The sequence below is a fragment of the Pseudomonas sp. BP11-1-1 genome, from assembly GCF_052112105.1.
In the GTDB taxonomy this organism is placed as follows: Bacteria; Pseudomonadota; Gammaproteobacteria; order Pseudomonadales; family Pseudomonadaceae; genus Aquipseudomonas; species Aquipseudomonas alvandae.
The window spans coordinates 31,717-54,296 of the sequence record NZ_JAUTYU010000028.1 but is presented as its reverse complement, the minus strand read 5'-3'; the positions used below and the strand labels follow the sequence as shown (position 1 = coordinate 54,296).

Sequence of the window (22,580 nt, the reverse complement as noted above, 5' to 3'; positions counted from 1 at the left end):
CCGGGACCCACACCGACTATGTCAAGCTCAATGCCATTACCGACAAATATGATGTGCCGTTTTCCATCGGCTTTGACCTGATCAAGGGCAACGAGGGCGGGACGGTGCAGGCGTCTTATTGGGTCAAGCGCAAGGCCGATGGCCATATCAGTCCGTCGGAGGTGCTGCCGATGAGCATTGGTGCGGGCATGGACTTGCTCGTCATGGGCGCGCGCGCCACGCAAACCAGCTCAGGCTCGCGCCATCTGTCATCGCTAGATAAGGTAACGCACGCGCCGCTCGTAGCGAGATGGCAATACGAGGGCGACAGTGGCGCGCCGGTCGAGGGCGCCACCTTCCGCGACAGCCAGCCCTGGCGAATCCTGCGGGTCAGCATTATGGATGATGAGGTCCGCATCAATCCCGCGAACCTGTTCGGAAGTGGTCTTGTTTGGGGGGGATCGTCGGAAGTCGGCGCCTTTGTGGCACGCCGCAATCGCGGCGATATGGTCGCCTGGGGCGCTCCAAATGGTGGCGGCAGTGTGCCGGGGCCGATCGCGGGGCTCAACGACGTTGTCGACGTAGCCGGTACTGATTTGGCCTTTGCGGCGCGGCGCACTGGTGGACAGGTTGTCGCCTGGGGCCACGCAAGCTTTGGCGGCAGCGTGCCAGGGCCAATCGCGGAGCTTACCGACATCGTCGACGTGATCGGTGTCGGGGACTCCTTTGCGGCGCGGCGCACTGGTGGACAGGTTGTGGCCTGGGGCGCTCCAAATGGTGGCGGCAGCGTGCCAGGGCCAATCGCGGGGCTCACCGACATCGTCCAGGTAACCGGTAATCAGAGCTCCTTTGCGGCCCGGCGCGTTGGTGGACAGGTTGTCGCCTGGGGCCACGCAAGCCTTGGCGGCAGCGTGCCAGGGCCAATCGCGGAGCTTACCGACATCGTCGACGTGATCGGTGCCGGGGCCTCCTTTGCGGCGCGGCGCACTGGTGGACAGGTTGTCGCCTGGGGCCACGCAAGCTCTGGCGGCAGCGTGCCAGGGCCAATTGCGGGGCTCACCGACATCGCCCAGATAACCGGTAATCAGAACAGCTTTGCGGCGCGGCGCGTTGGCGGACAGGTCGTCGCCTGGGGCGATACACGTAGCGGCGGTAGCGTGCCTGGGCCGATCGCGGGGCTCAACGACATCGTCGAGATAATCGGTACTTCAGCCGCCTTTGCGGCGCGGCGCGTTGGCGGACAGGTCGTCGCCTGGGGCATCGAAAGCTTTGGCGGCAGCGTGCCAGGGCCAATCGCGGAGCTTAGCGACATCGTCAACGTGACCGCGTCAGGGGGTGCATTCGCGGCCTTGCGCGCCAATGGCACTGTCGTGGCCTGGGGGCACGCGTCGCGTGGCGGCGACATCAGCGCCATAGTCGCTCAATTAACCGATGTGCGGGCTATCTACTCCAACTTCCAAGCCTTTGCGGCGCTGACCGGCGACGGCCGGGTAGTCACCTGGGGCGTACCTGATCGCGGCGGTGACAGCAGTGCGGTCCAGGACCAGCTGCGCGGCCAGATCTCGTACGAAGCCGCCCCGGCCTCAAGCGGAGCGGCGCAGGTCTGAAAGAACGCGAGCTCGCCTTCGGTAAATAGGGGCGGACTGTGAAATTGTGTAAGGGTTTTGTTCGCGGGGGGGCGAGGGCGTATATCCTTGGCGGCTTGAGATTTCTGCGCCTGGATATCGCCATCGCGAGCAAGCTCGCTCCCACAGTGGGTCTGTGCCATACAGAAGACTTGTGGGAAGAGGCTTGTTCGCGATGAGGCCTAGCCCAGCACCACAGCATTTGTCTGGACCCACCCATGCCCAACATCCTCCTCGTCGAAGACGACGCCGCCCTCTGTGAACTGATCGCCAGCTACCTGGAGCGCAACGGCTATCACGTCAGCGTGCTCAACCGTGGCGACCACGTCCGTGAACGTGCGCGGGCGAATCCGCCGGACCTGGTGATCCTCGACCTGATGCTGCCGGGGCTGGACGGCCTGCAGGTCTGCCGCTTGCTACGCGCCGATTCGGCGACCCTGCCGATCCTGATGCTCACCGCCCGGGACGACAGCCACGATCAGGTGCTGGGCCTGGAGATGGGCGCCGATGACTACGTCACCAAGCCCTGCGAGCCACGGGTGCTTCTCGCTCGGGTGCGCACGTTGTTGCGGCGCAGCAGCCTGACCGAGCCGCAGACGGTCAACGATCGCATCGTCATGGGCAACCTGTGCATCGACCTGTCCGAACGCACGGTGACCTGGCGCGGCCAGCCGGTGGAATTGTCCAGTGGCGAATACAACCTGCTGGTGGTGCTGGCACGGCATTCCGGCGAAGTGCTGAGTCGCGACCAGATCCTGCAACGCCTGCGCGGTATTGAATTCAATGGCACCGACCGTTCGGTGGACGTGGCGATTTCCAAGCTGCGGCGCAAGTTCGACGACAACGCCGGCGAAGCGCGCAAGATCAAGACCGTATGGGGCAAGGGCTATCTGTTCAGCCGTTCCGAGTGGGAATGCTGATCGATGTGGAAGCTGCTGATTCGCCTCTATCTCGTCACCATCGTTTCCTACAGCGCGGCGATCTACCTGATGCCGGAACTGGTGATCCGCCTGTTCCAGGAGCGCTTCCAAGCCTACAACCTCGACTATTCCCGTGGACTGCAAACCCTGATCGTCAAGCAGTTCCGCGTCGTACCCAGCGCGCAATGGCCGGCGCTCGCTGCGCAGATGGACAAGGAATTCGAGCCGTTGCGCATCGAGCTGGCAGCCACCGAGGACACCGGTTTCACTGCGATCGAGCAGGCGCGCCTAAAGCGTGGAGAAAACGTGGTGCGCATCGGCGATTGGGGCTGGCGCACCCTGGCGGCGGCGCCTTTGGACGAACGCACGGCGGTGAAGATGGTTGTGCCGCCGGATCCGGCGGACGTCAGTTGGCTGTATTGGAGCATCAACGTGCTGATCGGCGCGACGATGCTTGCCTGCCTGCTGCTCTGGCTGCGGCCGCACTGGCGTGACTTGGAACGCCTCAAGCGCACCGCCGAGTGTTTCGGCAAGGGGCATTTAAGTGAGCGTACGAAGATCGCGCCGAGTTCCAACATCGGCAGCCTGGCCCATGTATTCGATACGATGGCCGGGGACATCGAGAACCTGCTCAACCAGCAGCGCGACCTGCTCAACGCTGTATCCCATGAATTGCGCACGCCGCTGACCCGGCTCGATTTTGGCCTCGCCCTGGCGTTGTCGGAGGAGATGCCGTCGGCCAGTCGCGAGCGCCTGCAGGGGTTGGTGGCGCACATTCGTGAACTGGACGAGTTGGTGTTGGAGTTGCTGTCCTACAGCCGCCTGCAAAATCCCGAGCGTTTGCCGGAGCGGGTTGAAGTGCCGTTGGATGAGTTCATCGACAGCATTCTCGGCAGCCTCGACGAAGACCTGGCCGCGCCGGAGGTGGTGATCGACGTGCTGCTGCACGGGTCGCTGGAGCGTTTTGTGCTGGACCCGCGCCTGACCGCCCGCGCTTTGCAGAACCTGCTCCGCAATGCGATGCGTTATTGCGAGAAACGCATCCAGGTCGGGGTGCTGGTCAGCGAGCAAGGCTGTGAAATCTGGGTCGACGATGACGGCATCGGCATCCCCGACAGCGAGCGCGAGCGTGTCTTCGAACCATTCTACCGCCTGGACCGCAGCCGTGACCGCGCCACCGGCGGCTTCGGCCTCGGCCTGGCGATCAGCCGCCGCGCCCTGCAAGCCCAGGGCGGCACGCTGACCGTCGAGGCCTCGCCGCTGGGCGGGGCACGTTTCCGGCTGTGGCTCCCCACACCGTCTTGAGGCCAGTGCAGTCTCTGTGGTGAGGGGATTTATCCCCGCTGGGCTGCGCAGCAGCCCTGAATCAATGAATTCAATCTTCCTGGCACACCGAGTTGTCTGGTTTGGGGCCGCTACGCAGCCCAACGGGGATAAATCCCCTCGCCACAAGGGAAATGCTGTTCACTTAAGGTATCGATATTCCCGTGGCGAGGGAGCTTGCTCCCGCTGGGCCACGAAGTGGCCCCAAACAGTCAACCAAACAACCCCGCCGCAATATTGATCGAAAAACCCAATATCGCCGTGTTGAACACGAACCCGATCAACGACTGCGCCAAGACAATCTTGCGCAACTGCCGTGTGGCAACCCCCACGTCCGAGGTCTGCACCGCCACGCCGATGGTGAACGAGAAATACAGAAAGTCCCAATAGTTGGGTGTGGTCAGCCCCTCGGCAAAACGCAGGGCCGGTTCCTTGCCGTTCCAGGTGTAATACAACCGGGCGTAGTGCACGCTGAAGATCACCCCGATCAGCAGCCATGAGCCGATAACGGTCAACGCGGTGACGCCGTAGTGCAGCAGTTTGCCAGCGGTTGCCAGGTCGCGGCTGCCGGCCAGTTCAAAGGTGATGGTCGCCAGGCTCGCCAGCGCCGCGATGCAGACCATCAGCAAAACCAATCCGGCGTTTTCGTCCTCCATCTCGGCGATGCGCTTCACGTCCGGCGCCTTGGCCCGCACCGTCAGCCAGAACATCAGCACCAGGTAGGTCCAGACCCCGGCGTTCCAGCCGATCAGGATCTTGCTGATGATCGAGTCCGTTGGAATCAACAGGCCCGCTGCCAGGCCGATGACGGTGGCTAGGGAGAGTCGCGGATGAGTGCGGGTGAGGCGGGGCATGGGGGCTCACTGTGGCGTGGAAATGCTCGGAGTATGAATCATCCGCTGGTTATGTCATTGGATTGAATCAGCCGTACGCCGGCCTCCTGCATGCGCCGCATGGCCGCGTCCATTGAGCCGTCGATATCGATGCCCCGGCAAGCGTCGAGCACGACGATTGCGTTGAAACCGACCATTCGTGCGTCAAGCGCCGAATACATCACACAGAAATCCAGGGCCAGCCCGACCATGCACACGGTGTCGATGCCGCGCTCCTTGAAGTAGCCGGTCAGGCCGGTCGGGGTCTGGCGGTCGGCTTCCATGAAGGCCGAGTAGCTGTCGATGGCCGGGTTGCAGCCTTTGCGGATGATCAGTTGGGCATGAGGCAAGTCCAGGTCGGGATGCAGGGCGGCGCCCTGGGTATCCTGGACGCAGTGTTCGGGCCAGAGCTTTTGTTCGCCGTAGGGCAACTGGATAAGGTCGAAGGGGTGTTTGCCTTCGTGGCTGGAGGCGAACGAGGCATGCCCGGCGGGGTGCCAGTCCTGGGCACAGACAACGTTCAGGAACGAGCGGCCGAGTCGGTTGACCAGCGGCACGATTTCGTCGCCGCCCGGCACCGCCAGTTGGCCGCCGGGGATGAAGTCGTTCTGGATGTCGATCACGAGTAAAGCGGTGGTTGTGGCTTTGGTATCCATAGGGGTCATGCCGGCTGCTCCTGGTAATGATCTGTGGAGATTAGCCGAACCTGCACGGGCTCAGGTTGTTCTTTGTCGCGGGCACCGCATCGCGAGCAAGCTCGCTCCCACATGGGCTCGGAGCCGAACCTCAGATTTTCATACGTCCGCAGCCTTCTGTGGGAGCGAGCTTGCTCGCGATAGCGCACTGGCAGCCGCCTGCCCCAGTGTCTTTCGTCGCAAACTTTCCAAGGATGATGGCTTTTTGATGTGTGGTCAGTGCACTCTCGTCCCGATTGTGTACAATCGCCGCCTTTCAACCGGGCATGGACGCAGTACGGCCTTCAGGTCACGAGAAAAATCCATGCTCATCGGCAGTTATTCCCCCGCCCTTGTTTCGATTTCTTTATTTGTTGCAATCCTCGCTTCTTTTACCGCCCTGGACTTGACCGGGCGTATCGCCACGGCCCAGGGCCGGGCCAAGCATTACTGGATGGCCGGTGGTGCGCTGGCGATGGGCGTGGGCATCTGGTCCATGCATTTCATCGGCATGCTCGCGTTCACCTTGCCGGTGGAGCTTGGCTACGATGTGGCGATCACCGCGCTGTCGCTATTGATCGCCATTCTTTCCAGCGGCTTTGCCTTGTGGTTGGTCAGCCAGCCGCAACTGCGGGCCTGGCAACTGGCGTTCGGTGCGTTGGTGATGGGCACCGGCATCAGTGCCATGCATTACACCGGCATGGCCGCGTTGCGGATGCAGCCGGGTATCGACTATGACCCGACGTTGTTCGGGGCTTCGTTGCTGATTGCCGTCGTGGCCTGTGCGGCGGCGCTGTGGATCGCTTTTCGCCTGCGTCGGAACACCCCTCATGTTCGGCTGGCTCGCGCTGGCGCCGCGGTGGTGATGGGCGCTGCCATCGTCGGCATGCACTACACGGGCATGGCTGCGGCGCAGTTCAGCGAGGGCAGTTTCTGCGGTTCCCTCGATGGCCTGAGCGGCAAGGGACTCGACAATCTGGTGCTGATCACCACCCTGGCGGTGCTGGCGATTGCCTTGCTGACTTCCATCCTCGACGCCCGCCTGGAAGCTCGCACGGCGGAGCTGGCCAGGTCGCTGACCCAGGCCAATCGGGAACTGACCCAATTGGCCTTGCACGACCCCCTGACCGGATTGCCCAACCGCGTATTGCTGGCGGATCGCATCGGCCAGGCCATGCACCGAGTGCAGGAGCAGGGCGGTTGTTTCGCCTTGATGTTCATCGACCTGGACGGCTTCAAGCCGGTCAACGACGCCTTTGGGCACCACATGGGCGATCTGTTGCTACGGGACGTGGCCCTGCGCTTGCGTGAAGATTTGCGCAACCAAGACACCCTCGCGCGTATTGGCGGCGATGAATTCGTCCTGCTGGTGCAGTTGGCTGATCCTGACGATGCCCTGCGTCTGGCTGCGCGGCAGGTCGGGCTGATCGGCCAGACGTTCCGTGTCGCCGACCATGACTTGCAGATTTCCGCCAGCGTCGGCATTTCGCTGTACCCCGGTAACGGCCAGAGCGCCGATGAATTGCTGATGAATGCCGACGCGGCGATGTACCACGCCAAGGGCGCCGGCAAGAACGGCTACAGCTTTTTCGACGCCTCGATGAACAGCAACGCCCGCAAGCAATTGCAACTGCTGCAAGACTTGCGCATCGCCGTTGAGCAGCGGCAATTCAGCCTGCATTACCAACCCAAGTTCGACGCCGCCAACGGCCGTCCGGTGGGCGCCGAGGCGCTGTTACGATGGACTCATCCGACCCAGGGCCTGTTGATGCCCGATACCTTTATCGATCTGGCGGAAAAAACCGGGCTGATCATCCCCATCGGCGAATGGGTGCTCAACGAAGCCTGCCGGCAGATGCGCGAATGGTACGTGCTGGGCTACACCGACTGGCGCATCGCAGTGAATCTCTCTGCGTTGCAGTTCTGCCATGTAGGCCTGGTGCAGAGCGTCGCCAAGGCGCTGGAGACTCACCATCTGCCGCCAAACAGCCTGACCCTGGAAATCACCGAGACCACTGCCATGAGCGACGCGGACGCGAGCATGACGGTGTTGCAGCAGTTGTCGGACATGGGCGTGGACTTGTCCATCGACGACTTTGGCACCGGCTATTCGAGCCTGATGTACCTCAAGCGCCTGCCGGCCAATGAGCTGAAGATTGATCGCGGTTTCGTCCGCGACCTGGAGCACGACAGCGACGACGCGGCTATCGTCTCGGCCATCGTCGCCCTTGGCCAGGCCCTGGGCCTGCGGATCGTCGCCGAAGGGGTGGAGACCGATGTGCAGCAGGACTTCCTGACCCAGTTGGGCTGCGACTCACTGCAAGGTTATCTACTGGGGCATCCGCAGCCGGCCGAGCACTTCCTCAAGAACATCCGCCAATTCCCGCGCGTGGCAATCGCCTGAGGCGACTGCTCAGGAAACGATGTCGAATGCGGTGCTGCCCAGCCGCTCGCCATTGATCAGCACATGCACCGAATGCCGGCCCTCATAGTGCCGGCGCGTGGTCAGCTCGCGGATGTGCTGGGAGCGGCTGAGGTTGGCGGACGCCAGGGCGGGCAGGTCGAAGGTCTTGAGCTTGAATACCTTGGCCGACGTGCCGCCGGATGCCTTGACGTAGTCGATGGCGTAATCGATCACCAGACGCTGGTTCTCGGGACACGTCGATTGCACTTTGAACGACAGCGTGACTTGCTCCCCCAGGCGAATCACCGCCGGCAGCACTTGCAGATCCGAGACCTCGACCTGAGCCTTGCCACCCGCTCCGATCACGGCCAGCGCACGAGGATTGCCTTGCTTGATCAGGCTGCGCAGGGCATGCCGGGCGATCCAGGCGGTGTGGCGCTGCTGGAGCGGCCAGCCTTCGATCCGGTCGAGGACCCATTCGGGATGCTGCTTGGTCACGTCGTTCAGGTGGTTGGCGACGGATTTGCGTACGTACAGGCTGTCGTCGGCCTTGAGCGTTTCGAGGATCGCGGCGGCGAGTTCCGGGTTGGCCTGGATCGGTTCCAGGTGGAACGACCAAGGCAGGCGCGGGCGGCTGCCTTCGCTGGCGAGGCGGCGGACATGCTCGTTGGTGTCCAGTGCCCAGTCGTGCATCACCGCTAGCGTGCGCGCCAAGTCATCGCGCAGGAAATGCCGTACGGCGAATTCTGCTGAGCCGAATCGGGTGAAGTATTTGAGGGTGTCCATGGAGGACTCGAACGCATGTCGACCGTACGACGCCACGTAGTGCGGCAGGAACATGCTGACGAACATGCTGTTCAGCCGCGGAGCCAGGGCGCGCAGGACTTCCAGCGATGCTTCGTAATCCAGCGGCAGCACCGCATGCAGGCATTCGCTGACCCGCGCCATGCGCTGCATCACCGACAACTGCGCCAGTCCATCATTGGCCATGTTCAGGAACGCCTTGGCATCGAAGGCGGGGTAAACCGCACGCATTTCCGTGGCGATGTGTTCGAGGCGGGTGCTGTTGAAGATTTCCTTGAGGGCTGGGGAAGAGGTGGTGGTGCTCATGTTGGGTCCGTCCGGCGGGTGTTGGGCCAAGGCTCGCCACTATGCCATGCCCGGCACAACCTGTGGTGAGGGAGCCCGCCGCGTCTCGACGCTGCGCTGTCGCGCGGTGAACTAGGTCATGTGGCGAGGGGATTTATCCCCGTTGGGCTGCGCAGCAGCCCTAAAGCAGTGAACTCAATCTTCCTGGCACACCGAGTTGCTTGGCTTGGAGCTGCTGCGCAGCCCAGCGGGGATAAATCCCCTCGCCACAAAAGGGGGGGGGCCCAGCTTCCAGGCACCACAGTAAACGGAATGATTCGCCGCCGCCGAAGTCCCAGACTCAGTACCTTGAATTAATTGGAGCTCTTCTATGCGCAAACCCACCCTCATCGCCAGCCTGGTCCTGATCGCCGGCCTCGGAGCCTTTGGGCCTGTCGCCCAAGCCGTCGAGAAGACCGGCGATGCCCTGGAGCATTCGCCGAGCAATGGTCGCCGGCTGGTGGAAAATGACCGGGTACCGGCGGACTACCAACGCGCGGACAGGGCCGTGAAGGACTGGAAGCAGAAAAAACTCGAACAGCCGACAAGTGAGCAGCAATGGGTGCAGATCGACGATAAATACCTGCTGATCGAAACCGTATCCGGCGCCATCGTCAAGATTGTCCCTGCGACACGCTAAAGCACTTCGCCTTTATCCCACAGATGAACCAAGTCGCCAGGTGCCCGGTCCTCGGGCACCTGCAGCACCATCTCGTCGTCCTGGTCGTTGGATCGGTAACGCACCTCGATCTGGAAATAACGCTGGTCGCCCCGGCCGGGCGTGGAGGAGGTGAGTGGCAGGCACCCCTCCAGCACCGAACAGATGCGCGTGCGTTGGTCGAGGTCGCATTGGGCGAACTCGATTTCCCGGGGACGGGTCAAGGCGTGGATCGCCGCGACGCCGCCCTGGCGCGACAGCTTCACGACTGCTTTGTCATCAAGGTCTGGAAGGGTTTTCATCCGTTCTCCTCGTTCAGGTCAACGCCCACCTGCGTCCAGCCGTCCTGCACCGCCTTGACTTCCCGGGCGCCGAAGCGTTGGCGGGCGTGCTCGACGGTCAGGCGGGCGAACGCACTGAAGGACGCATCGTTGGCCAGTTGCCTGTCGCACAAGGTGTCATACCAGATTCGCCCGGCCTTTTCCCAGGCGAATCCGCCGAGCGCGGTTGCAACCAGATAAAAGGCCCGGTTGGGAATGCCGGAGTTGATGTGCACACCGCCGTTGTCTTCGCGGGTGATGACGAATTGGCGCATGTGTGCCGGCTGGGGATCCTTGCCCAGCAGCGGGTCATCGTAGGCTGTGCCGGGGTTGGACATGCTGCGCAGGCCGTCGCCGTTGATCTTGTCGGTGAGCAAATCGGCGCCGATCAGCCAGTCGGCCTGCTCGACGGTCTGGCCCAATACGAATTGCTTGACCAGCACGCCGAACACATCGGAAATCGACTCGTTCAACGCGCCGGACTGGTTGGCATAGATCAAGCCGGCTTCGCTCTCGGTGACGCCGTGGGCCAACTCGTGGGCCACCACGTCCAGGGAGCGGGTGAAGCGCTGGAAGATCTCACCGTCGCCGTCGCCAAATACCATCTGCGCGCCATTCCAGAAAGCGTTCTCGTAGCCTTGGCCGTAATGCACGCTGCCGACCAGGGCAAAGCCTTTGTTGTCGATGGAGTCACGCTCCAGCACTCGCCAGAAAAAATCATAGGTGGCGCCGAGGGCGTCGTAGGCTTCGTCTACCGCTGGGTCACCGCTGGCCGGCTGGCCTTCCAGGCGTACTGGTTGGCCCGGCAGCTCCATGGTGTTTTGCGCATCATGCACGCTGCGTTGGGGATGGCCAGCCTTGCCGGGCTTGGGCAATTGGGCGGCTACGGGTGGATGAATGGGTGGGCCAGGGTTGTGGCGCAGGTTGTTCACGTGGGTCAGGGTGCCGAGGGCGCTGGAACGCTGCTGCTCGGAGCCATGGGCGATGATGCGGTTGAGAATGTAAGGCGGGATGAAACCGTGGAGGGGGCGAGAGTCGATCATCAGAAAATCCTTATCTGAAATGCAGGGTCGATACCCATGTGAACCGAAGTGACCGTTGCGGTTCCCTTTGCCGCAAAAGGTTGCCTGTCACGCAAATATCTGCGAAAACCCCGCGCCTGGATCACACGGGAAAGAAGCCATGCTTGAAGAATTGCAAATCATCGACCTGGAAGAGGGCGACGGCAAAAGCGTAGTCAAAGGCGCGCTGATTACCACCCAATACCGCGGCACCCTCGAAGACGGCACGGAGTTCGATTCATCCTACAGCCGCGGCAAGCCGTTCCAATGCGTGATCGGCACGGGCCGCGTCATCAAGGGCTGGGACGTCGGGCTCATGGGCATGAAGGTCGGCGGCAAGCGCAAACTGCTGGTGCCGGCCCACCTGGCCTACGGTGAACGCTCCATGGGCGCCCACATCAAGCCCAACGCCGACCTCATCTTTGAAATCGAATTGCTGGAAGTCCTGACGCGGGACGATTGATGGCGTTTTTATTGATTACCGATCGCTGAACAGCGGGATGCGTCCATTGACGGAGGGGCGGTAGCGCCAGGTCAACTGGTCCAGGCCCGGCTCGCGTTCCAGAATGGCATCTAACGTCGCATGGGCGATGGTCATCGCCAAGGCCTGGCCTGGGCATTCGTGGCGGCCACTGCCAAAGCTGAAGCTGCGCCGATTCGGCCGATCCAACAGGAGGGCGTCCGGTTGCGGATTGAGCTGCGGGTCGCGATTGGCCGAGGCCAGCAGCACCAGGACCACGTCGCCCTGCTGCAGGGCAGTGCCGAGAATTTCGCAAGGGGCGGCGATGAAGCGCCGGGTGTTCTGCACTGCCGGGTCGAAACGTTGGACTTCAGCCAATAACGGGCTGATTTGCGTGGGATCATCCCGTAGCTCGCGTTGTAGCGCTGTATCACGGATCAACGCCAACAACGCGTTGCCGATCAGGCCGGCCGTGGCTTCATGGGTTTGCGAAAGCAAGCCGATCAGGTTGGCGATCCGACTGTCCGCGTCGCCCGCTTCGAAGCCTCGGCAGATGCCGTTCAACAACTGGCTGTCTTGCGCAACGATCCGCTCCTGGAAAAGCTTCGCCAGTTGTTCGCTGGCCCGGTGCGCAGCTTCCAGTTGCGGGGCTTGGCTCAGGGGCGACAGGCAGGCGACGAAATCCCCCGTGAGTTCGCTGATCAGGTGGCTGTCCGTCGGATTGAAGCCCAGCAGTTGTGCCACCACGCTGACCGGGCCGATGAACTGCGCCTGATGCACGCCTTCGGCACCCTGCCTGAGCCAGCGCGCCTTGACCAACGCCTCGACCTGGTGGGGATCGATGTCTTGCAACCCCGGCGCAATCGCCGCCCTCGGGCAGCGTTGTCGTTCACCTTCGTTCATCCGCATCAGGTGCCCGAATACCTGGCCCGCGGGACCCTTGGCAATCGCTTGCGGCACCGGTTCGTGGGCGGGGCGCACATGGCAGTCGGGGTGATGCAAGACGGCGCACACGGCTTCGGCCCTGCTGGCTACCCAGAGGTTAAGGTGTGGGTCGAAGTGCAGTCCGCCGCTGGCGCGAAGGGTCGCGTAGTAGGGGTACGGATCGGCGTGTGTCGCGGCGGTGATCGGGTCCATGATGGGCTGCCTCGTTCATGCGGGAGAAGTGCTGCTACTATCTTCAGTCGACGCATGGCTTGATTCGTCCGGGAGCGAAATATGAACGCAGAGCAACACGATGTAGGCGTGTCCCAGGTGGCCGCGGCGATTGCCGAACCGGCCCGGACCCGAATGCTCTGCGCACTGATGGACGGCCACGCCCGCACCAGCACGGAGTTGGCGAGCATCGCCGACGTCAGCGCGTCCACCGCCAGCGCCCACCTGGCGAAGCTCAAGGAGTTGGCCCTGGTGCGCTTGCATGTGCAGGGCCGTCATCGTTACTACAGCCTCGCCGATAAGCGTGTGGCAGAAGCCCTTGAAGCATTGATGGTGATCGGCCAGAACGCCGCGCCGGCGTTCACCTCGCGCACGCCGGATCGCCTGCAATTCGCTCGCACTTGCTACGACCACATGGCCGGTACCCTGGCGGTGCGGCTGCATGATCGCTTGCTCGAAGCCGGGTGGCTGCTCGATGTAGAAGGGCAGGGTTATCGGCTGAGTGAAACGGGTGAGGCGCTGTTTGCAGGCTTGGGGATTGACGTGCAGGCATTGGCGGCCCAACGGCGGCGGTTTGCCTGCCCCTGCCTGGACTGGAGCATGCGCCGGCCGCACCTGGGTGGTGCCTTGGGGGCGGCGTTGCTGCAAGTGGCGATCAAGCGCAAATGGGTGGTCCAGGACCTGGACAGCCGTGCGCTGGGGGTGACGGCCGCTGGACAGCGGGAAATGGTGGCGCGCTTTGGGATCAGTCCCGAGACGGAGGTTGAATCCACTGGCGCTTTCGCGAGTAGGCTCGCTCCCACAGTGGATCTGCGCTGAACGGAGAACCGTTGCTCACCGAAATTCCCTGTGGGAGCGGGCTTGCCCGCGAAGGGGCCGTCGCATCCAACATCCATGCAAGCTGAGCCACCGCCTTCGCGAGCAAGCTCGCTCCCACAATGGATTTGCGGTGAATACAGGCGTCATGAACACCTGAAATCCCTGTGGGAGCGGGCTTGCTCGCGAAGGGGCCATTCCATGCAACTGACCCACCGCCATTGCCACATCATCCAACCATATGCCTGCGCCGATATTCATCCGGCGTGGTGCCCATCATTTTGCGGAACATGCTGATGAACGCCGAGGCGCTGCTGTAGCCCAGGTCCAGGCCGATGGTTTCCACGCTCTGGCCACGTTCGAGCAGGGCCAGGGCCTCGATGACTTTCAAGCGCTGGCGCCATTCCACCAGGGACATGCCCAGGTCTCGCTGGGCCCGGCGCATCAGTGTGCGCTCGGTGGTGTTGGCGGCGCGGGCCAGTTGCGGCAACGAGCGCGGGTCGCTGGGGTTCGCCTCCAGGGCCCGCAGCACAGGGCCCAACAGCGGATCATCCGAAGAGGGCAGGTAACTGCCGACGTGGGGCGCCCGGGCCAGCTTGTCCACCAGCACCTGCAACAAGCGCTGCTGTTCGGGCGTCTGTGGCTGGCTCGGCGGGTCGCTGCGCAGCTCTTCCAGCAACGCGCGGATCAGCGGACTCAAGGTCAGCGCACAAGGTACGGCCGGCAACGCGCCGCACAGTTCGGCCGCCAGGTACAACGAACAATGGCAGGCTTCATGCCGATTGAACCCCACGTGTTCCATGTCCGGCGGCAGCCAGATGCCGTACTGCGGTGGCGCCAGGTAATGGTGCTGGGCGATCTCGATTTCCATCACACCGCTGTAGGAGTAGACGAACTCACCCCAGGCATGCCGGTGCCGGGGGTACGTGGCATGGGCCGGCATGCAGGCGCTGCGGAAGAAAATCGGCGAGGGCAGGGCCGCGTCGAACGGAGGAATCTTCAGGTGTTGGGCTGGAGGCTGCATATCGACCGCAATGGCGGATTACCGGGATGGCTTGTCGGGTAATCACTATATCCAGCAAAGGTGTCAGGCAGACAATCCTTTCATCTCTTTTCTGCCCGAGGACCTTTTCCATGACCACCCGCCGCGCCCTGGATGGCCAGGTCATTGCCCTGATGACCGGACTCTGTGCCATCTGGGGGTTCCAGCAAGTCGCGATCAAGGCCGGCGCCGTCGACATGGCGCCGATGCTGCAATTGGGCGTGCGCTCGGCCATCGCCGCGGTACTGGTCTGGCTGTTAGTGCTGGCGCGCGGTGAACGCCTGTCCCTGGCCGACGGCAGTTGGCGCCCAGGCCTGTTGGTGGGGTTGTTGTTTGCCCTGGAGTTCGTGATGGTGGGCGAAGGCCTGCGCCATACGACGGCATCGCACATGGTGATTTTCCTCTACACCGCACCCATGTTCGCCGCCCTCGGCTTGCACTGGAAACTGCCGAGCGAGCGTCTCAAGCCGGCGCAATGGCTGGGCATCGCGGTTGCCTTCGGTGGGATCGTGGTGGCCTTCAGTGGCGGCTCGGGTGCGGCGAACGGCAGCTCATTGCTCGGCGATGGCATGGGCTTGCTGGCCGGCGCGCTGTGGGGCGCAACCACGGTGACGGTGCGTTGTTCGCGGCTCACGGACCTGCCGGCCAGCCAGACGCTGCTTTATCAGTTGGTGGGTGCCGGGGTGCTGTTGATCGGCATGTCGGCAGCGCTGGGGCAAACGACAATCAACCCCACGCCACAACTCATTGCCAGCATGGCGTTCCAGGTATTGCTGGTGTCCTTCGCCAGCTTCCTGATCTGGTTTTCCCTGCTGCGCCGCTACCTGGCGTCGCAATTGGGCGTGCTGTCGTTCATGACGCCGCTGTTCGGCATCGGTTTCGGTGTCTGGTTGCTGGATGAGCCGCTGGAGCCGAACTTTATCGTTGGCGCGGCTTTGGTATTGAGTGGGATCTTGCTGGTCAGCGGTTATGGATGGTTTCGCCAGCGTTGGGGGCGAGGGCCGGTTTTGCGGCGAGGGTAACTGAACGAAGGTGTAAAAAAGCCCACCCCTGAAGCAGGGGTGGGCTTTTTACTGCGGTCGCGCAATCTCTGTGGCGAGGGGATTTATCCCCGCTCGAGTGCGAAGCGCTCGCAAGGTTTTTGTGGCTCACCCAAGTACTTGGGGGTTGCTTCGCAACCCAGCGGGGATAAATCCCCTCGCCACAAAAAAGCCCTCAAGTGCCTAGGGGGCTTGGATCAAACCTTGACGATCCAACCTGCTGGCGCTTCCACGTCGCCGGTCTGCACGCCGGTCAACTCTTTGTAGAGCTTCTGGGTGATCGGGCCGACCTCGGTTTCGCTGTGGAACACGTGCAGCTTGTCCTTGTAGCTGATGCCGCCGATCGGCGTGATCACCGCAGCGGTACCGCAGGCGCCGGCTTCCTTGAAATCCGACAGCTTGTCGATGAACACGTCGCCTTCGATCACTTCCAGGCCCAGGCGCGATTTCGCCAGTTCGATCAGCGACAGGCGGGTGATGCCTGGCAGGACCGACGGGGAGTTGGGGGTGATGAATTTGTCATCGTGGGTGATGCCGAAGAAGTTGGCCGAACCGACTTCCTCGATTTTCGAATGGGTCAGCGGATCCAGGTAGATGCAATCGGCGAAGCTGGCTTTCTTGGCCTGGGAGCCGGGCATCAGGCTGGCGGCATAGTTGCCACCGACCTTGGCCGCACCGGTGCCTTGCGGGGCGGCGCGGTCGAAGCTGGAGATCAGGAAATTGTGCGGAGTCAGGCCACCCTTGAAGTAGGCGCCGACCGGAATGCAGAAGATCGAGAAGATGAACTCGGGTGCGGTGCGCACGCCGATGTTGTCACCCACGCCGATCACGAACGGACGCAGGTACAGCGCGCCGCCAGTGCCATACGGCGGGATGAAGCGCTCGTTGGCGCGGACCACTTGCTTGCAGGCTTCGACGAACTGCTCGGTGTCGACGTGCGGCATCAGCAGGCGGGCGCAGCTGCGCTGCATGCGGGCGGCGTTCTGGTCCGGGCGGAACAGGTTGATCGAACCGTCCTTGCAACGATAGGCCTTCAGGCCTTCGAAGCACTGCTGACCGTAGTGCAGGGCAGTGGAGCCCTCGCTGATGTGCAGCACGTTGTCTTCGGTCAGGGTGCCTGTGTCCCAGGCGCCATCGCGCCAGTGCGACAGGTAGCGCTTGTCGGTCTTGATGTAGTCAAAGCCCAGTTTGTCCCAATTGATGCTCTCGTTACCCATGACACCCTCTATTTCCTGACAACCGTCGAAACGGTTCAAGGCTTCTGACGTTTTGAATGGGGACAACAATACTTCATTCCGGGGGTGTTTCGCAGCTTGTGGCGAGGGGATTTATCCCCGCTGGGCTGCGAAGCGGCCCCATTAGCTCAGATATCTGACGCCTGGCGCTGACAGGTTTGGGGTTGCTGCGCAACCCAGCGGGGATAAATCCCCTCGCCACAGGGGGAGTCACCCACAGCTGTCACAGATGCAACGCATGCCCCAGCGCTCGCAACGCCGCTTCCTGCACCGCTTCACCCAGCGTCGGATGAGCGTGGACAGTGCCGGCGATGTCTTCCAGGCGCGCACCCATTTCCAGGGATTGGCCAAATGCGGTGGACAACTCCGAGACCCCCACGCCAACTGCTTGCCAACCGACGATCAAGTGATTGTCCCGGCGCGCCACGACGCGGACGAAACCGCTTTTCGATTCCAGGGTCATGGCCCGGCCATTGGCGGCGAACGGGAAGCTCGAAACGATGCAGTCCAGGCCGGCAGCCTTGGCCTCGTCCGGCGTCTTGCCGACCACGACCACTTCCGGATCGGTGAAGCACACCGCTGCGATGGCGGTCGGATTGAACTCCCGGTGCTCGCCGGCGATCAGCTCGGCGACCATTTCACCCTGGGCCATCGCTCGGTGGGCGAGCATCGGTTCGCCGCTCAGGTCGCCGATGGCCCAGACATTGCGCATGCTGGTCTGGCAGCGGTTGTCGATCTTCACTGCCGAACCGTTCATCGCCAGGTCCAGCGCTTCCAGATTCCAGCCTTGCGTATTTGGCTTGCGCCCGACCGCCACCAGCACCCGGTCGGTGTCGAGGTTCAGCGTGTCGCCGTTGGGATCACGCACTTGCAAGGTGCTGGCCTGGGCATCGAAACCTTCGACGCTGTGCTTGAGATACAGCCTCACGCCCAATTGCTTGAGCGCTTCATGCACCGGTTGGGTCAACTCACCGTCGTAGGCCGGCAGGATCCGCTCTTGGGCCTCGACCACACTGACCTCGGCGCCGAGCTTGCGATAGGCAATGCCCAGATCCAGGCCGATGTAGCCACCGCCGACCACCACCAGATGCTTGGGCACCGAGGTAGGCGCGAGGGCTTCGGTGGACGAGATGATCGGCCCACCTATCGGCAGCATCGGCAGGTTGACGCTTTTCGAACCGGTGGCCAGCAGCAGGTGTTCGCACTGGATGCGCGTATCACCGACCTCGACTGTTTTGCCATCGATGACCTTGGCCCAGCCATGAATGACCTGGACCTTATTCTTCTTCAGCAACGCGGCGACGCCGGTGGTCAGGCGATCGACGATGCCGTCCTTCCATTCGACGCTCTTGCCGATGTCCAGGGTTGGCGCGGACACGTTGATACCCAAGGCCGAGCCCTGGCTGTGGTGGCGCGTCTGGTGGAACTGCTCGGCCACATGAATCAGCGCCTTGGACGGGATGCAGCCGATGTTCAGGCAAGTACCGCCCAGCGCCTGGCCTTCCACCAGAATCGTCTCGATGCCCAGTTGGCCGGCGCGGATCGCCGCCACATAACCGCCCGGGCCGCCGCCGATGATCAGCAGCTTGGTGTTCAGAGTTTGCATCGCCTACTCCACAAACAAAGTGGCAGGTTGTTCGAGCAAGCCACGCAGGGCCTGGATGAATTGCGCCGCGTCCATGCCGTCGACCACCCGGTGATCGAAGGAGCTGGAAAGGTTCATCATCTTGCGGATCACGATCTGGCCCTTGATCACAACAGGCCGCTCGACGATCTTGTTCACGCCGACGATCGCCACTTCCGGCAGGTTCAGCACCGGCGTGCTGACGATGCCGCCCAGCGCACCGAGGCTGGTCAGGGTGATGGTCGAGCCAGACAGCTCATCGCGACTGGCCTTGCCATTGCGTGCGGCCGTGGCCAGGCGCGAGATTTCCGCCGCACTGTCCCACAGGCTGCGAGCCTCGGCGTGACGCACCACCGGCACCATCAGGCCGACATCGCTTTGGGTGGCGACGCCAACATGCACCGCGCCGCTGCGGTGGATGACCTGGGCCTCGTCGTCATAGCGTGAATTCATCTGCGGGAAATCACGCAAGGCCACGACCAACGCGCGGACCAGGAACGGCAGCAAGGTCAGCTTGCCGCGACTGCCGCCGTGTTTTTCATTCAGGTGAACCCGCAGTTCTTCCAGGGCCGTGACGTCGATTTCCTCGACGTAGCTGAAGTGGGCGGCGCGCTGGGTCGCTTCCTGCATGCGCTGGGCGATCTTGCGACGCATGCCGATCACCGGGATCTGCTGCTCGTCGTGGCGTTCGGCATAACCCGAGCCGCCCTTGGCCTGTGGCGACGAACCCTGGGCCAGATAGGCTTCCAAGTCCTCATGCAGGATTCGCCCGGCGGGGCCGCTGCCCTGGACCAGGCGCAGTTGGATGCCCAGGTCCAATGCATGTTTGCGCACGGCCGGCGAGGCCAATGGGCGCTCTTCAGGGTCGCGGGCCACCGGAGCTTGCGGGGCGCAGCGTGGCGCGGCGGTTTTTTCCACCATCGGTTCAGGCGTGGCCACTGGCGCTGGCTTTGGCGCCGGCACAGCCGCCGCAGCGGGAGCCGATTGCGCCGACTCCTTCAAATTGCCCGCACCTTCCACCTCAATGCGGATCAGCTCGCTGCCCACCGCCATGACTTCACCCGGCTCGCCCCCCAAGGCGATGACCCGGCCATGCACCGGCGAAGGAATATCCACCATCGCCTTATCGGTCATCACGTCGGCCAACACCTGATCCTCGACCACCATGTCGCCGACCTTGACGTGCCAAACCGACAGTTCAACTTCCGCGATGCCTTCGCCGATGTCCGGCATCTTGATAACGTGCGTGCCCATTCAGACCTCCATGACCCGTTTCAACGCCGCGCCCACACGGGACGGCCCTGGGAAATACGCCCACTCCTGCGCGTGCGGGTAGGGGGTGTCCCAACCGGTGACACGCTCGATGGGCGCTTCCAGGTGGTGGAAGCAGTGTTCTTGCACCAACGACACCAACTCGGCGCCGAAACCGCAGGTGCGGGTGGCTTCGTGGACGACCACGCAGCGGCCGGTTTTCTTCACGGATTTGACGATGGTCTCCAGGTCCAGCGGCCAGAGGCTGCGCAGGTCGATGACTTCGGCGTCGATGCCGGTTTCTTCGGCGGCCACTTGCGATACGTAGACCGTGGTGCCGTAGGTGAGGATGGTCACGTCCTTGCCCGGACGGGTGATGGCGGCGACGTCCAGCGGCACGGTGTAGTAGCCGTCCGGCACTTGCGCTTGCGGATGCTTGGACCACGGCGTTACCGGACGGTCGTGGTGGCCGTCGAACGGGCCGTTATACAGGCGCTTGGGTTCGAGGAAGATCACCGGGTCATCGTTTTCGATGGAGGCGATCAGCAGGCCCTTGGCGTCGTAGGGGTTGGACGGCATGACGGTGCGCAGGCCACAGACTTGGGTAAACATCGCCTCGATGCTCTGGCTGTGGGTCTGGCCGCCATAGATGCCGCCGCCGCACGGCATGCGCAAGGTCATCGGCGCGGTGAATTCGCCGGCCGAGCGATAGCGCAGGCGCGCCGCTTCGGAAATGATCTGGTCCGATGCCGGGTAGACATAGTCGGCGAACTGGATCTCGGCCACCGGCCGCAGCCCATAGGCGCCCATGCCCACCGCCACGCCGACGATGCCGCTTTCGGAAATCGGCGCGTCGAACACCCGCGAGGTGCCGTACTTGTTCTGCAGGCCTTCGGTGCAGCGGAACACGCCGCCGAAATAGCCCACGTCCTGGCCGAACACCACGACGTTGTCGTCGCGCTCGAGCATCACGTCCATGGCCGAGCGCAGGGCCTGGATCATGGTCATGGTGGTAGTGGTCATGGCGGTGTCCAACGCAATATTGTTGTTGTGATCGTTCATGTCAGATCCCCAACTGCTGACGCTGGCGCTTCAAGTGCTCCGGCATCTCTTTGTAGACGTCTTCGAACATGGTCGCGGCGCTTGGAATCTGTCCGCCGGCGAGGGTGCCGTACTGCTCGGCTTCCTTCTGCGCGGCGATCACCTCGGCTTCGAGTTCGGCGGTGACGGCGGCGTGTTCCTCTTCGGACCACTGGCCGATCTTCACCATGTGCTGCTTGAGGCGGGCAATCGGATCGCCCAGGGGGAAGTGGCTCCAGTCGTCGGCGGGGCGATATTTGGACGGATCGTCCGAGGTGGAGTGCGGGCCAGCGCGGTAGGTGACCCATTCGATCAGCGCCGGGCCGAGGTTGCGGCGGGCGCGTTCGGCGGCCCAGCGCGAGGCGGCGTAGACCGCCATGAAGTCGTTGCCGTCCACGCGCAGGGAGGCGATGCCGCAACCGACGCCGCGTCCGGCGAAGGTCGTGGCTTCACCGCCGGCAATGGCCTGGAAGGTGGAAATCGCCCATTGGTTGTTGACCACGTTGAGGATCACCGGCGCGCGATAAACGTGGGCGAAGGTGAGGGCGGTGTGGAAGTCCGATTCGGCGGTGGCGCCGTCACCGATCCAGGCCGAGGCGATCTTGGTGTCGCCCTTGATCGCCGAGGCCATGCCCCAGCCCACGCCCTGGATGAATTGCGTGGCGAGGTTGCCGGAAATGGTAAAGAAACCAGCATCCTTGACCGAATACATGATAGGCAACTGCCGGCCCTTGAGCGGATCGCGCTCGTTGGACAGCAGTTGGCAGATCAGGTCCACCAGCGGCACCTCGCGGGCCATCAGGATGCTTTGCTGGCGGTAGGTGGGGAAGCACATGTCGTCGATGTTCAGGGCCAAGGCCTGGGCGCTGCCGATGGCTTCTTCGCCAAGGCTTTGCATGTAGAACGACATTTTTTTCTGACGTTGGGCGACGACCATGCGGTTGTCGTAGATGCGCGTCTTGAGCATGGCACGCATGCCCTTGCGCAGGATCTCGACGGGAATGTCGGCGGCCCAGTCGCCCAAGGCGTTGCCCTGGTCATCGAGCACGCGGATCAGGCTGCGGGCCAGGTCGGCGGTGTCGGCGGGTTCGACGTCGATGGGTGGTTTGCGCACCGTGCCGGCATCGGACAGATGCAGGTAGGAAAAGTCGGTCTTGCAGCCGGGACGGCCCGAGGGTTCGGGGACGTGCAGGCGTAGCGGTTCGTACGCTGGGTTCATGGCTTTCTACGCTCGATCTTGTGAATTTCTTGTAGTGGGCGCGCTAGCTGACGAATTTCCCTGGGTAGGTGGGAAATTGTCCTACAACAATCATAGGCTCGACGAAGAAGAATATTTTTCTCTGTTGGCTTGCTGTTCAGATCATTTGCAGATAAAAAATCTGCACAACGATAAAAAACAGGATTATTTGTCTCATGCGTAAATTGGATCGCACCGACATCGGCATTCTGAACAGCCTTCAGGAAAACGCCCGCATCACCAACGCCGATCTCGCCCGTTCGGTCAATCTATCGCCGACGCCGTGCTTCAACCGCGTCCGCGCGATGGAGGAGTTGGGGGTGATCCGTGAGCAGGTCACGCTGCTGGATGCCGACCTGCTGGGGCTGCACGTCAACGTGTTTATCCATGTCAGCCTGGAGAAGCAGGTGGAAGAGGCGTTGCAGCATTTCGAAGAGGCTATTTCCGACCGGCCGGAGGTGATGGAGTGCTACCTGATGGCGGGCGATCCGGATTATTTGATTCGCGTGCTGGTGCCGACGATCCAGTCGCTGGAGCGGTTCATGATGGACTTCCTGACCAAGGTCCCGGGCGTGGCGAACATTCGCTCCAGCTTTGCCCTCAAGCAGGTGCGCTACAAGACCGCGCTGCCGTTGCCGGCGAATGGGTTGACGCTGGGGACCTGAGTCACCCCACA

The 22,580-nt window shown here is 62.8% G+C and carries 21 protein-coding genes; 9 read left to right on the top strand and 12 right to left on the bottom strand.

The window, feature by feature from the left end:
- The 3 genes from Q7C33_RS27755 to Q7C33_RS27745 form a co-directional block, all read left to right on the top strand.
- On the top strand, positions 1 to 1,586 hold a 1,586-nt coding region (locus tag Q7C33_RS27755; RefSeq protein ID WP_407684494.1), incomplete at its 5' end, for an RCC1 domain-containing protein.
- Between the two features lie 236 nt (positions 1,587 to 1,822).
- Positions 1,823 to 2,524 (top strand): response regulator transcription factor, encoded by a 702-nt coding sequence (locus tag Q7C33_RS27750; RefSeq protein WP_030141219.1) that lies wholly within the window; start codon positions 1,823 to 1,825, stop codon positions 2,522 to 2,524.
- A gap of 3 nt (positions 2,525 to 2,527) precedes the next feature.
- Positions 2,528 to 3,829: an ATP-binding protein gene (locus Q7C33_RS27745; protein WP_407684493.1), complete on the top strand. Its 1,302-nt coding sequence runs from the start codon at positions 2,528 to 2,530 to the stop codon at positions 3,827 to 3,829.
- A gap of 230 nt (positions 3,830 to 4,059) precedes the next feature.
- Here Q7C33_RS27745 and Q7C33_RS27740 read toward each other — a convergent pair whose 3' ends face one another.
- Both Q7C33_RS27740 and pncA read right to left on the bottom strand, forming a co-directional pair.
- A complete protein-coding gene (locus tag Q7C33_RS27740; RefSeq protein WP_030141222.1) occupies positions 4,060 to 4,701 on the bottom strand; it encodes a DUF1345 domain-containing protein in 642 nt (213 codons plus the stop codon).
- A gap of 38 nt (positions 4,702 to 4,739) precedes the next feature.
- The gene (gene pncA, locus Q7C33_RS27735) at positions 4,740 to 5,384 is read right to left on the bottom strand and encodes a bifunctional nicotinamidase/pyrazinamidase (protein ID WP_407684492.1); all 645 of its coding nucleotides are present in this window, start codon (positions 5,382 to 5,384) and stop codon (positions 4,740 to 4,742) included.
- 334 nt (positions 5,385 to 5,718) lie between these two features.
- Here pncA and Q7C33_RS27730 point away from each other — a divergent pair, with 334 nt between their 5' ends.
- Positions 5,719 to 7,797, top strand: a complete 2,079-nt coding sequence (locus tag Q7C33_RS27730) for a putative bifunctional diguanylate cyclase/phosphodiesterase (RefSeq protein ID WP_030141224.1) — start codon at positions 5,719 to 5,721, stop codon at positions 7,795 to 7,797.
- A gap of 9 nt (positions 7,798 to 7,806) precedes the next feature.
- On the opposite strand, the gene Q7C33_RS27725 is transcribed toward Q7C33_RS27730, so the two are convergent.
- The gene (locus Q7C33_RS27725) at positions 7,807 to 8,907 is read right to left on the bottom strand and encodes a DNA alkylation repair protein (protein ID WP_258650472.1); all 1,101 of its coding nucleotides are present in this window, start codon (positions 8,905 to 8,907) and stop codon (positions 7,807 to 7,809) included.
- A 349-nt stretch (positions 8,908 to 9,256) separates the two neighbouring features.
- Between Q7C33_RS27725 and Q7C33_RS27720 the strand changes: the two genes are divergently transcribed.
- Positions 9,257 to 9,565 carry an RcnB family protein gene (locus tag Q7C33_RS27720; RefSeq protein WP_258650475.1) on the top strand — a complete coding sequence of 103 codons (309 nt, stop codon included), beginning with the start codon at positions 9,257 to 9,259 and terminating at the stop codon, positions 9,563 to 9,565.
- On the opposite strand, the gene Q7C33_RS27715 is transcribed toward Q7C33_RS27720, so the two are convergent.
- Entirely contained in the window at positions 9,562 to 9,885 is a 324-nt protein-coding gene (locus Q7C33_RS27715) for a protealysin inhibitor emfourin (RefSeq protein WP_030141227.1), read from the bottom strand. The two genes, Q7C33_RS27720 and Q7C33_RS27715, sit on opposite strands and share 4 nt — an antisense overlap.
- The gene (locus tag Q7C33_RS27710) at positions 9,882 to 10,946 is read right to left on the bottom strand and encodes a M4 family metallopeptidase (protein WP_217861659.1); all 1,065 of its coding nucleotides are present in this window, start codon (positions 10,944 to 10,946) and stop codon (positions 9,882 to 9,884) included. The genes Q7C33_RS27715 and Q7C33_RS27710 overlap by 4 nt, the downstream gene beginning before the upstream one ends.
- Before the next feature lie 139 nt (positions 10,947 to 11,085).
- Here Q7C33_RS27710 and Q7C33_RS27705 point away from each other — a divergent pair, with 139 nt between their 5' ends.
- Entirely contained in the window at positions 11,086 to 11,427 is a 342-nt protein-coding gene (locus Q7C33_RS27705; protein ID WP_407684491.1) for an FKBP-type peptidyl-prolyl cis-trans isomerase, read from the top strand.
- Positions 11,428 to 11,442: 15 nt separating this feature from the next.
- Here Q7C33_RS27705 and Q7C33_RS27700 read toward each other — a convergent pair whose 3' ends face one another.
- Entirely contained in the window at positions 11,443 to 12,561 is a 1,119-nt protein-coding gene (locus Q7C33_RS27700; protein WP_407684490.1) for a cytochrome P450, read from the bottom strand.
- An 81-nt stretch (positions 12,562 to 12,642) separates the two neighbouring features.
- Here Q7C33_RS27700 and Q7C33_RS27695 point away from each other — a divergent pair, with 81 nt between their 5' ends.
- Positions 12,643 to 13,398: an ArsR/SmtB family transcription factor gene (locus Q7C33_RS27695; RefSeq protein ID WP_030141231.1), complete on the top strand. Its 756-nt coding sequence runs from the start codon at positions 12,643 to 12,645 to the stop codon at positions 13,396 to 13,398.
- A gap of 226 nt (positions 13,399 to 13,624) precedes the next feature.
- Here Q7C33_RS27695 and Q7C33_RS27690 read toward each other — a convergent pair whose 3' ends face one another.
- A complete protein-coding gene (locus tag Q7C33_RS27690) occupies positions 13,625 to 14,419 on the bottom strand; it encodes an AraC family transcriptional regulator (protein WP_030141232.1) in 795 nt (264 codons plus the stop codon).
- Between the two features lie 110 nt (positions 14,420 to 14,529).
- On the opposite strand from Q7C33_RS27690, the gene Q7C33_RS27685 reads away from it, so the two are divergent.
- Entirely contained in the window at positions 14,530 to 15,459 is a 930-nt protein-coding gene (locus tag Q7C33_RS27685) for a DMT family transporter (protein WP_323155402.1), read from the top strand.
- 215 nt (positions 15,460 to 15,674) lie between these two features.
- On the opposite strand, the gene Q7C33_RS27680 is transcribed toward Q7C33_RS27685, so the two are convergent.
- From Q7C33_RS27680 to Q7C33_RS27660, 5 genes are all read right to left on the bottom strand, one after another.
- Positions 15,675 to 16,694: a branched-chain amino acid aminotransferase gene (locus Q7C33_RS27680; protein WP_258650487.1), complete on the bottom strand. Its 1,020-nt coding sequence runs from the start codon at positions 16,692 to 16,694 to the stop codon at positions 15,675 to 15,677.
- A gap of 241 nt (positions 16,695 to 16,935) precedes the next feature.
- On the bottom strand, positions 16,936 to 18,318 hold the full coding sequence (gene lpdA / locus Q7C33_RS27675) for a dihydrolipoyl dehydrogenase (protein WP_407684489.1): 1,383 nt from the start codon (positions 18,316 to 18,318) through the stop codon (positions 16,936 to 16,938).
- Between the two features lie 3 nt (positions 18,319 to 18,321).
- The gene (locus Q7C33_RS27670) at positions 18,322 to 19,590 is read right to left on the bottom strand and encodes a dihydrolipoamide acetyltransferase family protein (RefSeq protein ID WP_030141236.1); all 1,269 of its coding nucleotides are present in this window, start codon (positions 19,588 to 19,590) and stop codon (positions 18,322 to 18,324) included.
- Positions 19,591 to 20,649 (bottom strand): alpha-ketoacid dehydrogenase subunit beta, encoded by a 1,059-nt coding sequence (locus tag Q7C33_RS27665; protein WP_030141237.1) that lies wholly within the window; start codon positions 20,647 to 20,649, stop codon positions 19,591 to 19,593.
- A 1-nt stretch (position 20,650) separates the two neighbouring features.
- Complete coding sequence (locus tag Q7C33_RS27660) at positions 20,651 to 21,886, bottom strand: 3-methyl-2-oxobutanoate dehydrogenase (2-methylpropanoyl-transferring) subunit alpha (protein ID WP_030141238.1); 1,236 nt, start codon at positions 21,884 to 21,886, stop codon at positions 20,651 to 20,653.
- 194 nt (positions 21,887 to 22,080) lie between these two features.
- On the opposite strand from Q7C33_RS27660, the gene bkdR reads away from it, so the two are divergent.
- Positions 22,081 to 22,569 (top strand): Bkd operon transcriptional regulator BkdR, encoded by a 489-nt coding sequence (gene bkdR, locus Q7C33_RS27655; protein ID WP_003202929.1) that lies wholly within the window; start codon positions 22,081 to 22,083, stop codon positions 22,567 to 22,569.
- Positions 22,570 to 22,580: the final 11 nt, after the last annotated feature.

What these genes read in the sequence shown, in the direction of transcription:
- Q7C33_RS27750 (WP_030141219.1), top strand. Translation starts at nt 1,823, where the DNA reads ATGCCCAACATCCTCCTCGTCGAAGACGACGCCGCCCTCTGTGAACTG.
- Q7C33_RS27745 (WP_407684493.1), top strand. Translation starts at nt 2,528, where the DNA reads ATGTGGAAGCTGCTGATTCGCCTCTATCTCGTCACCATCGTTTCCTAC.
- Q7C33_RS27740 (WP_030141222.1), bottom strand. Translation starts at nt 4,701, where the DNA reads ATGCCCCGCCTCACCCGCACTCATCCGCGACTCTCCCTAGCCACCGTC.
- pncA (WP_407684492.1), bottom strand. Translation starts at nt 5,384, where the DNA reads ATGACCCCTATGGATACCAAAGCCACAACCACCGCTTTACTCGTGATC.
- Q7C33_RS27730 (WP_030141224.1), top strand. Translation starts at nt 5,719, where the DNA reads ATGCTCATCGGCAGTTATTCCCCCGCCCTTGTTTCGATTTCTTTATTT.
- Q7C33_RS27725 (WP_258650472.1), bottom strand. Translation starts at nt 8,907, where the DNA reads ATGAGCACCACCACCTCTTCCCCAGCCCTCAAGGAAATCTTCAACAGC.
- Q7C33_RS27720 (WP_258650475.1), top strand. Translation starts at nt 9,257, where the DNA reads ATGCGCAAACCCACCCTCATCGCCAGCCTGGTCCTGATCGCCGGCCTC.
- Q7C33_RS27715 (WP_030141227.1), bottom strand. Translation starts at nt 9,885, where the DNA reads ATGAAAACCCTTCCAGACCTTGATGACAAAGCAGTCGTGAAGCTGTCG.
- Q7C33_RS27710 (WP_217861659.1), bottom strand. Translation starts at nt 10,946, where the DNA reads ATGATCGACTCTCGCCCCCTCCACGGTTTCATCCCGCCTTACATTCTC.
- Q7C33_RS27705 (WP_407684491.1), top strand. Translation starts at nt 11,086, where the DNA reads ATGCTTGAAGAATTGCAAATCATCGACCTGGAAGAGGGCGACGGCAAA.
- Q7C33_RS27700 (WP_407684490.1), bottom strand. Translation starts at nt 12,561, where the DNA reads ATGGACCCGATCACCGCCGCGACACACGCCGATCCGTACCCCTACTAC.
- Q7C33_RS27695 (WP_030141231.1), top strand. Translation starts at nt 12,643, where the DNA reads ATGAACGCAGAGCAACACGATGTAGGCGTGTCCCAGGTGGCCGCGGCG.
- Q7C33_RS27690 (WP_030141232.1), bottom strand. Translation starts at nt 14,419, where the DNA reads ATGCAGCCTCCAGCCCAACACCTGAAGATTCCTCCGTTCGACGCGGCC.
- Q7C33_RS27685 (WP_323155402.1), top strand. Translation starts at nt 14,530, where the DNA reads ATGACCACCCGCCGCGCCCTGGATGGCCAGGTCATTGCCCTGATGACC.
- Q7C33_RS27680 (WP_258650487.1), bottom strand. Translation starts at nt 16,694, where the DNA reads ATGGGTAACGAGAGCATCAATTGGGACAAACTGGGCTTTGACTACATC.
- lpdA (WP_407684489.1), bottom strand. Translation starts at nt 18,318, where the DNA reads ATGCAAACTCTGAACACCAAGCTGCTGATCATCGGCGGCGGCCCGGGC.
- Q7C33_RS27670 (WP_030141236.1), bottom strand. Translation starts at nt 19,590, where the DNA reads ATGGGCACGCACGTTATCAAGATGCCGGACATCGGCGAAGGCATCGCG.
- Q7C33_RS27665 (WP_030141237.1), bottom strand. Translation starts at nt 20,649, where the DNA reads ATGAACGATCACAACAACAATATTGCGTTGGACACCGCCATGACCACT.
- Q7C33_RS27660 (WP_030141238.1), bottom strand. Translation starts at nt 21,886, where the DNA reads ATGAACCCAGCGTACGAACCGCTACGCCTGCACGTCCCCGAACCCTCG.
- bkdR (WP_003202929.1), top strand. Translation starts at nt 22,081, where the DNA reads ATGCGTAAATTGGATCGCACCGACATCGGCATTCTGAACAGCCTTCAG.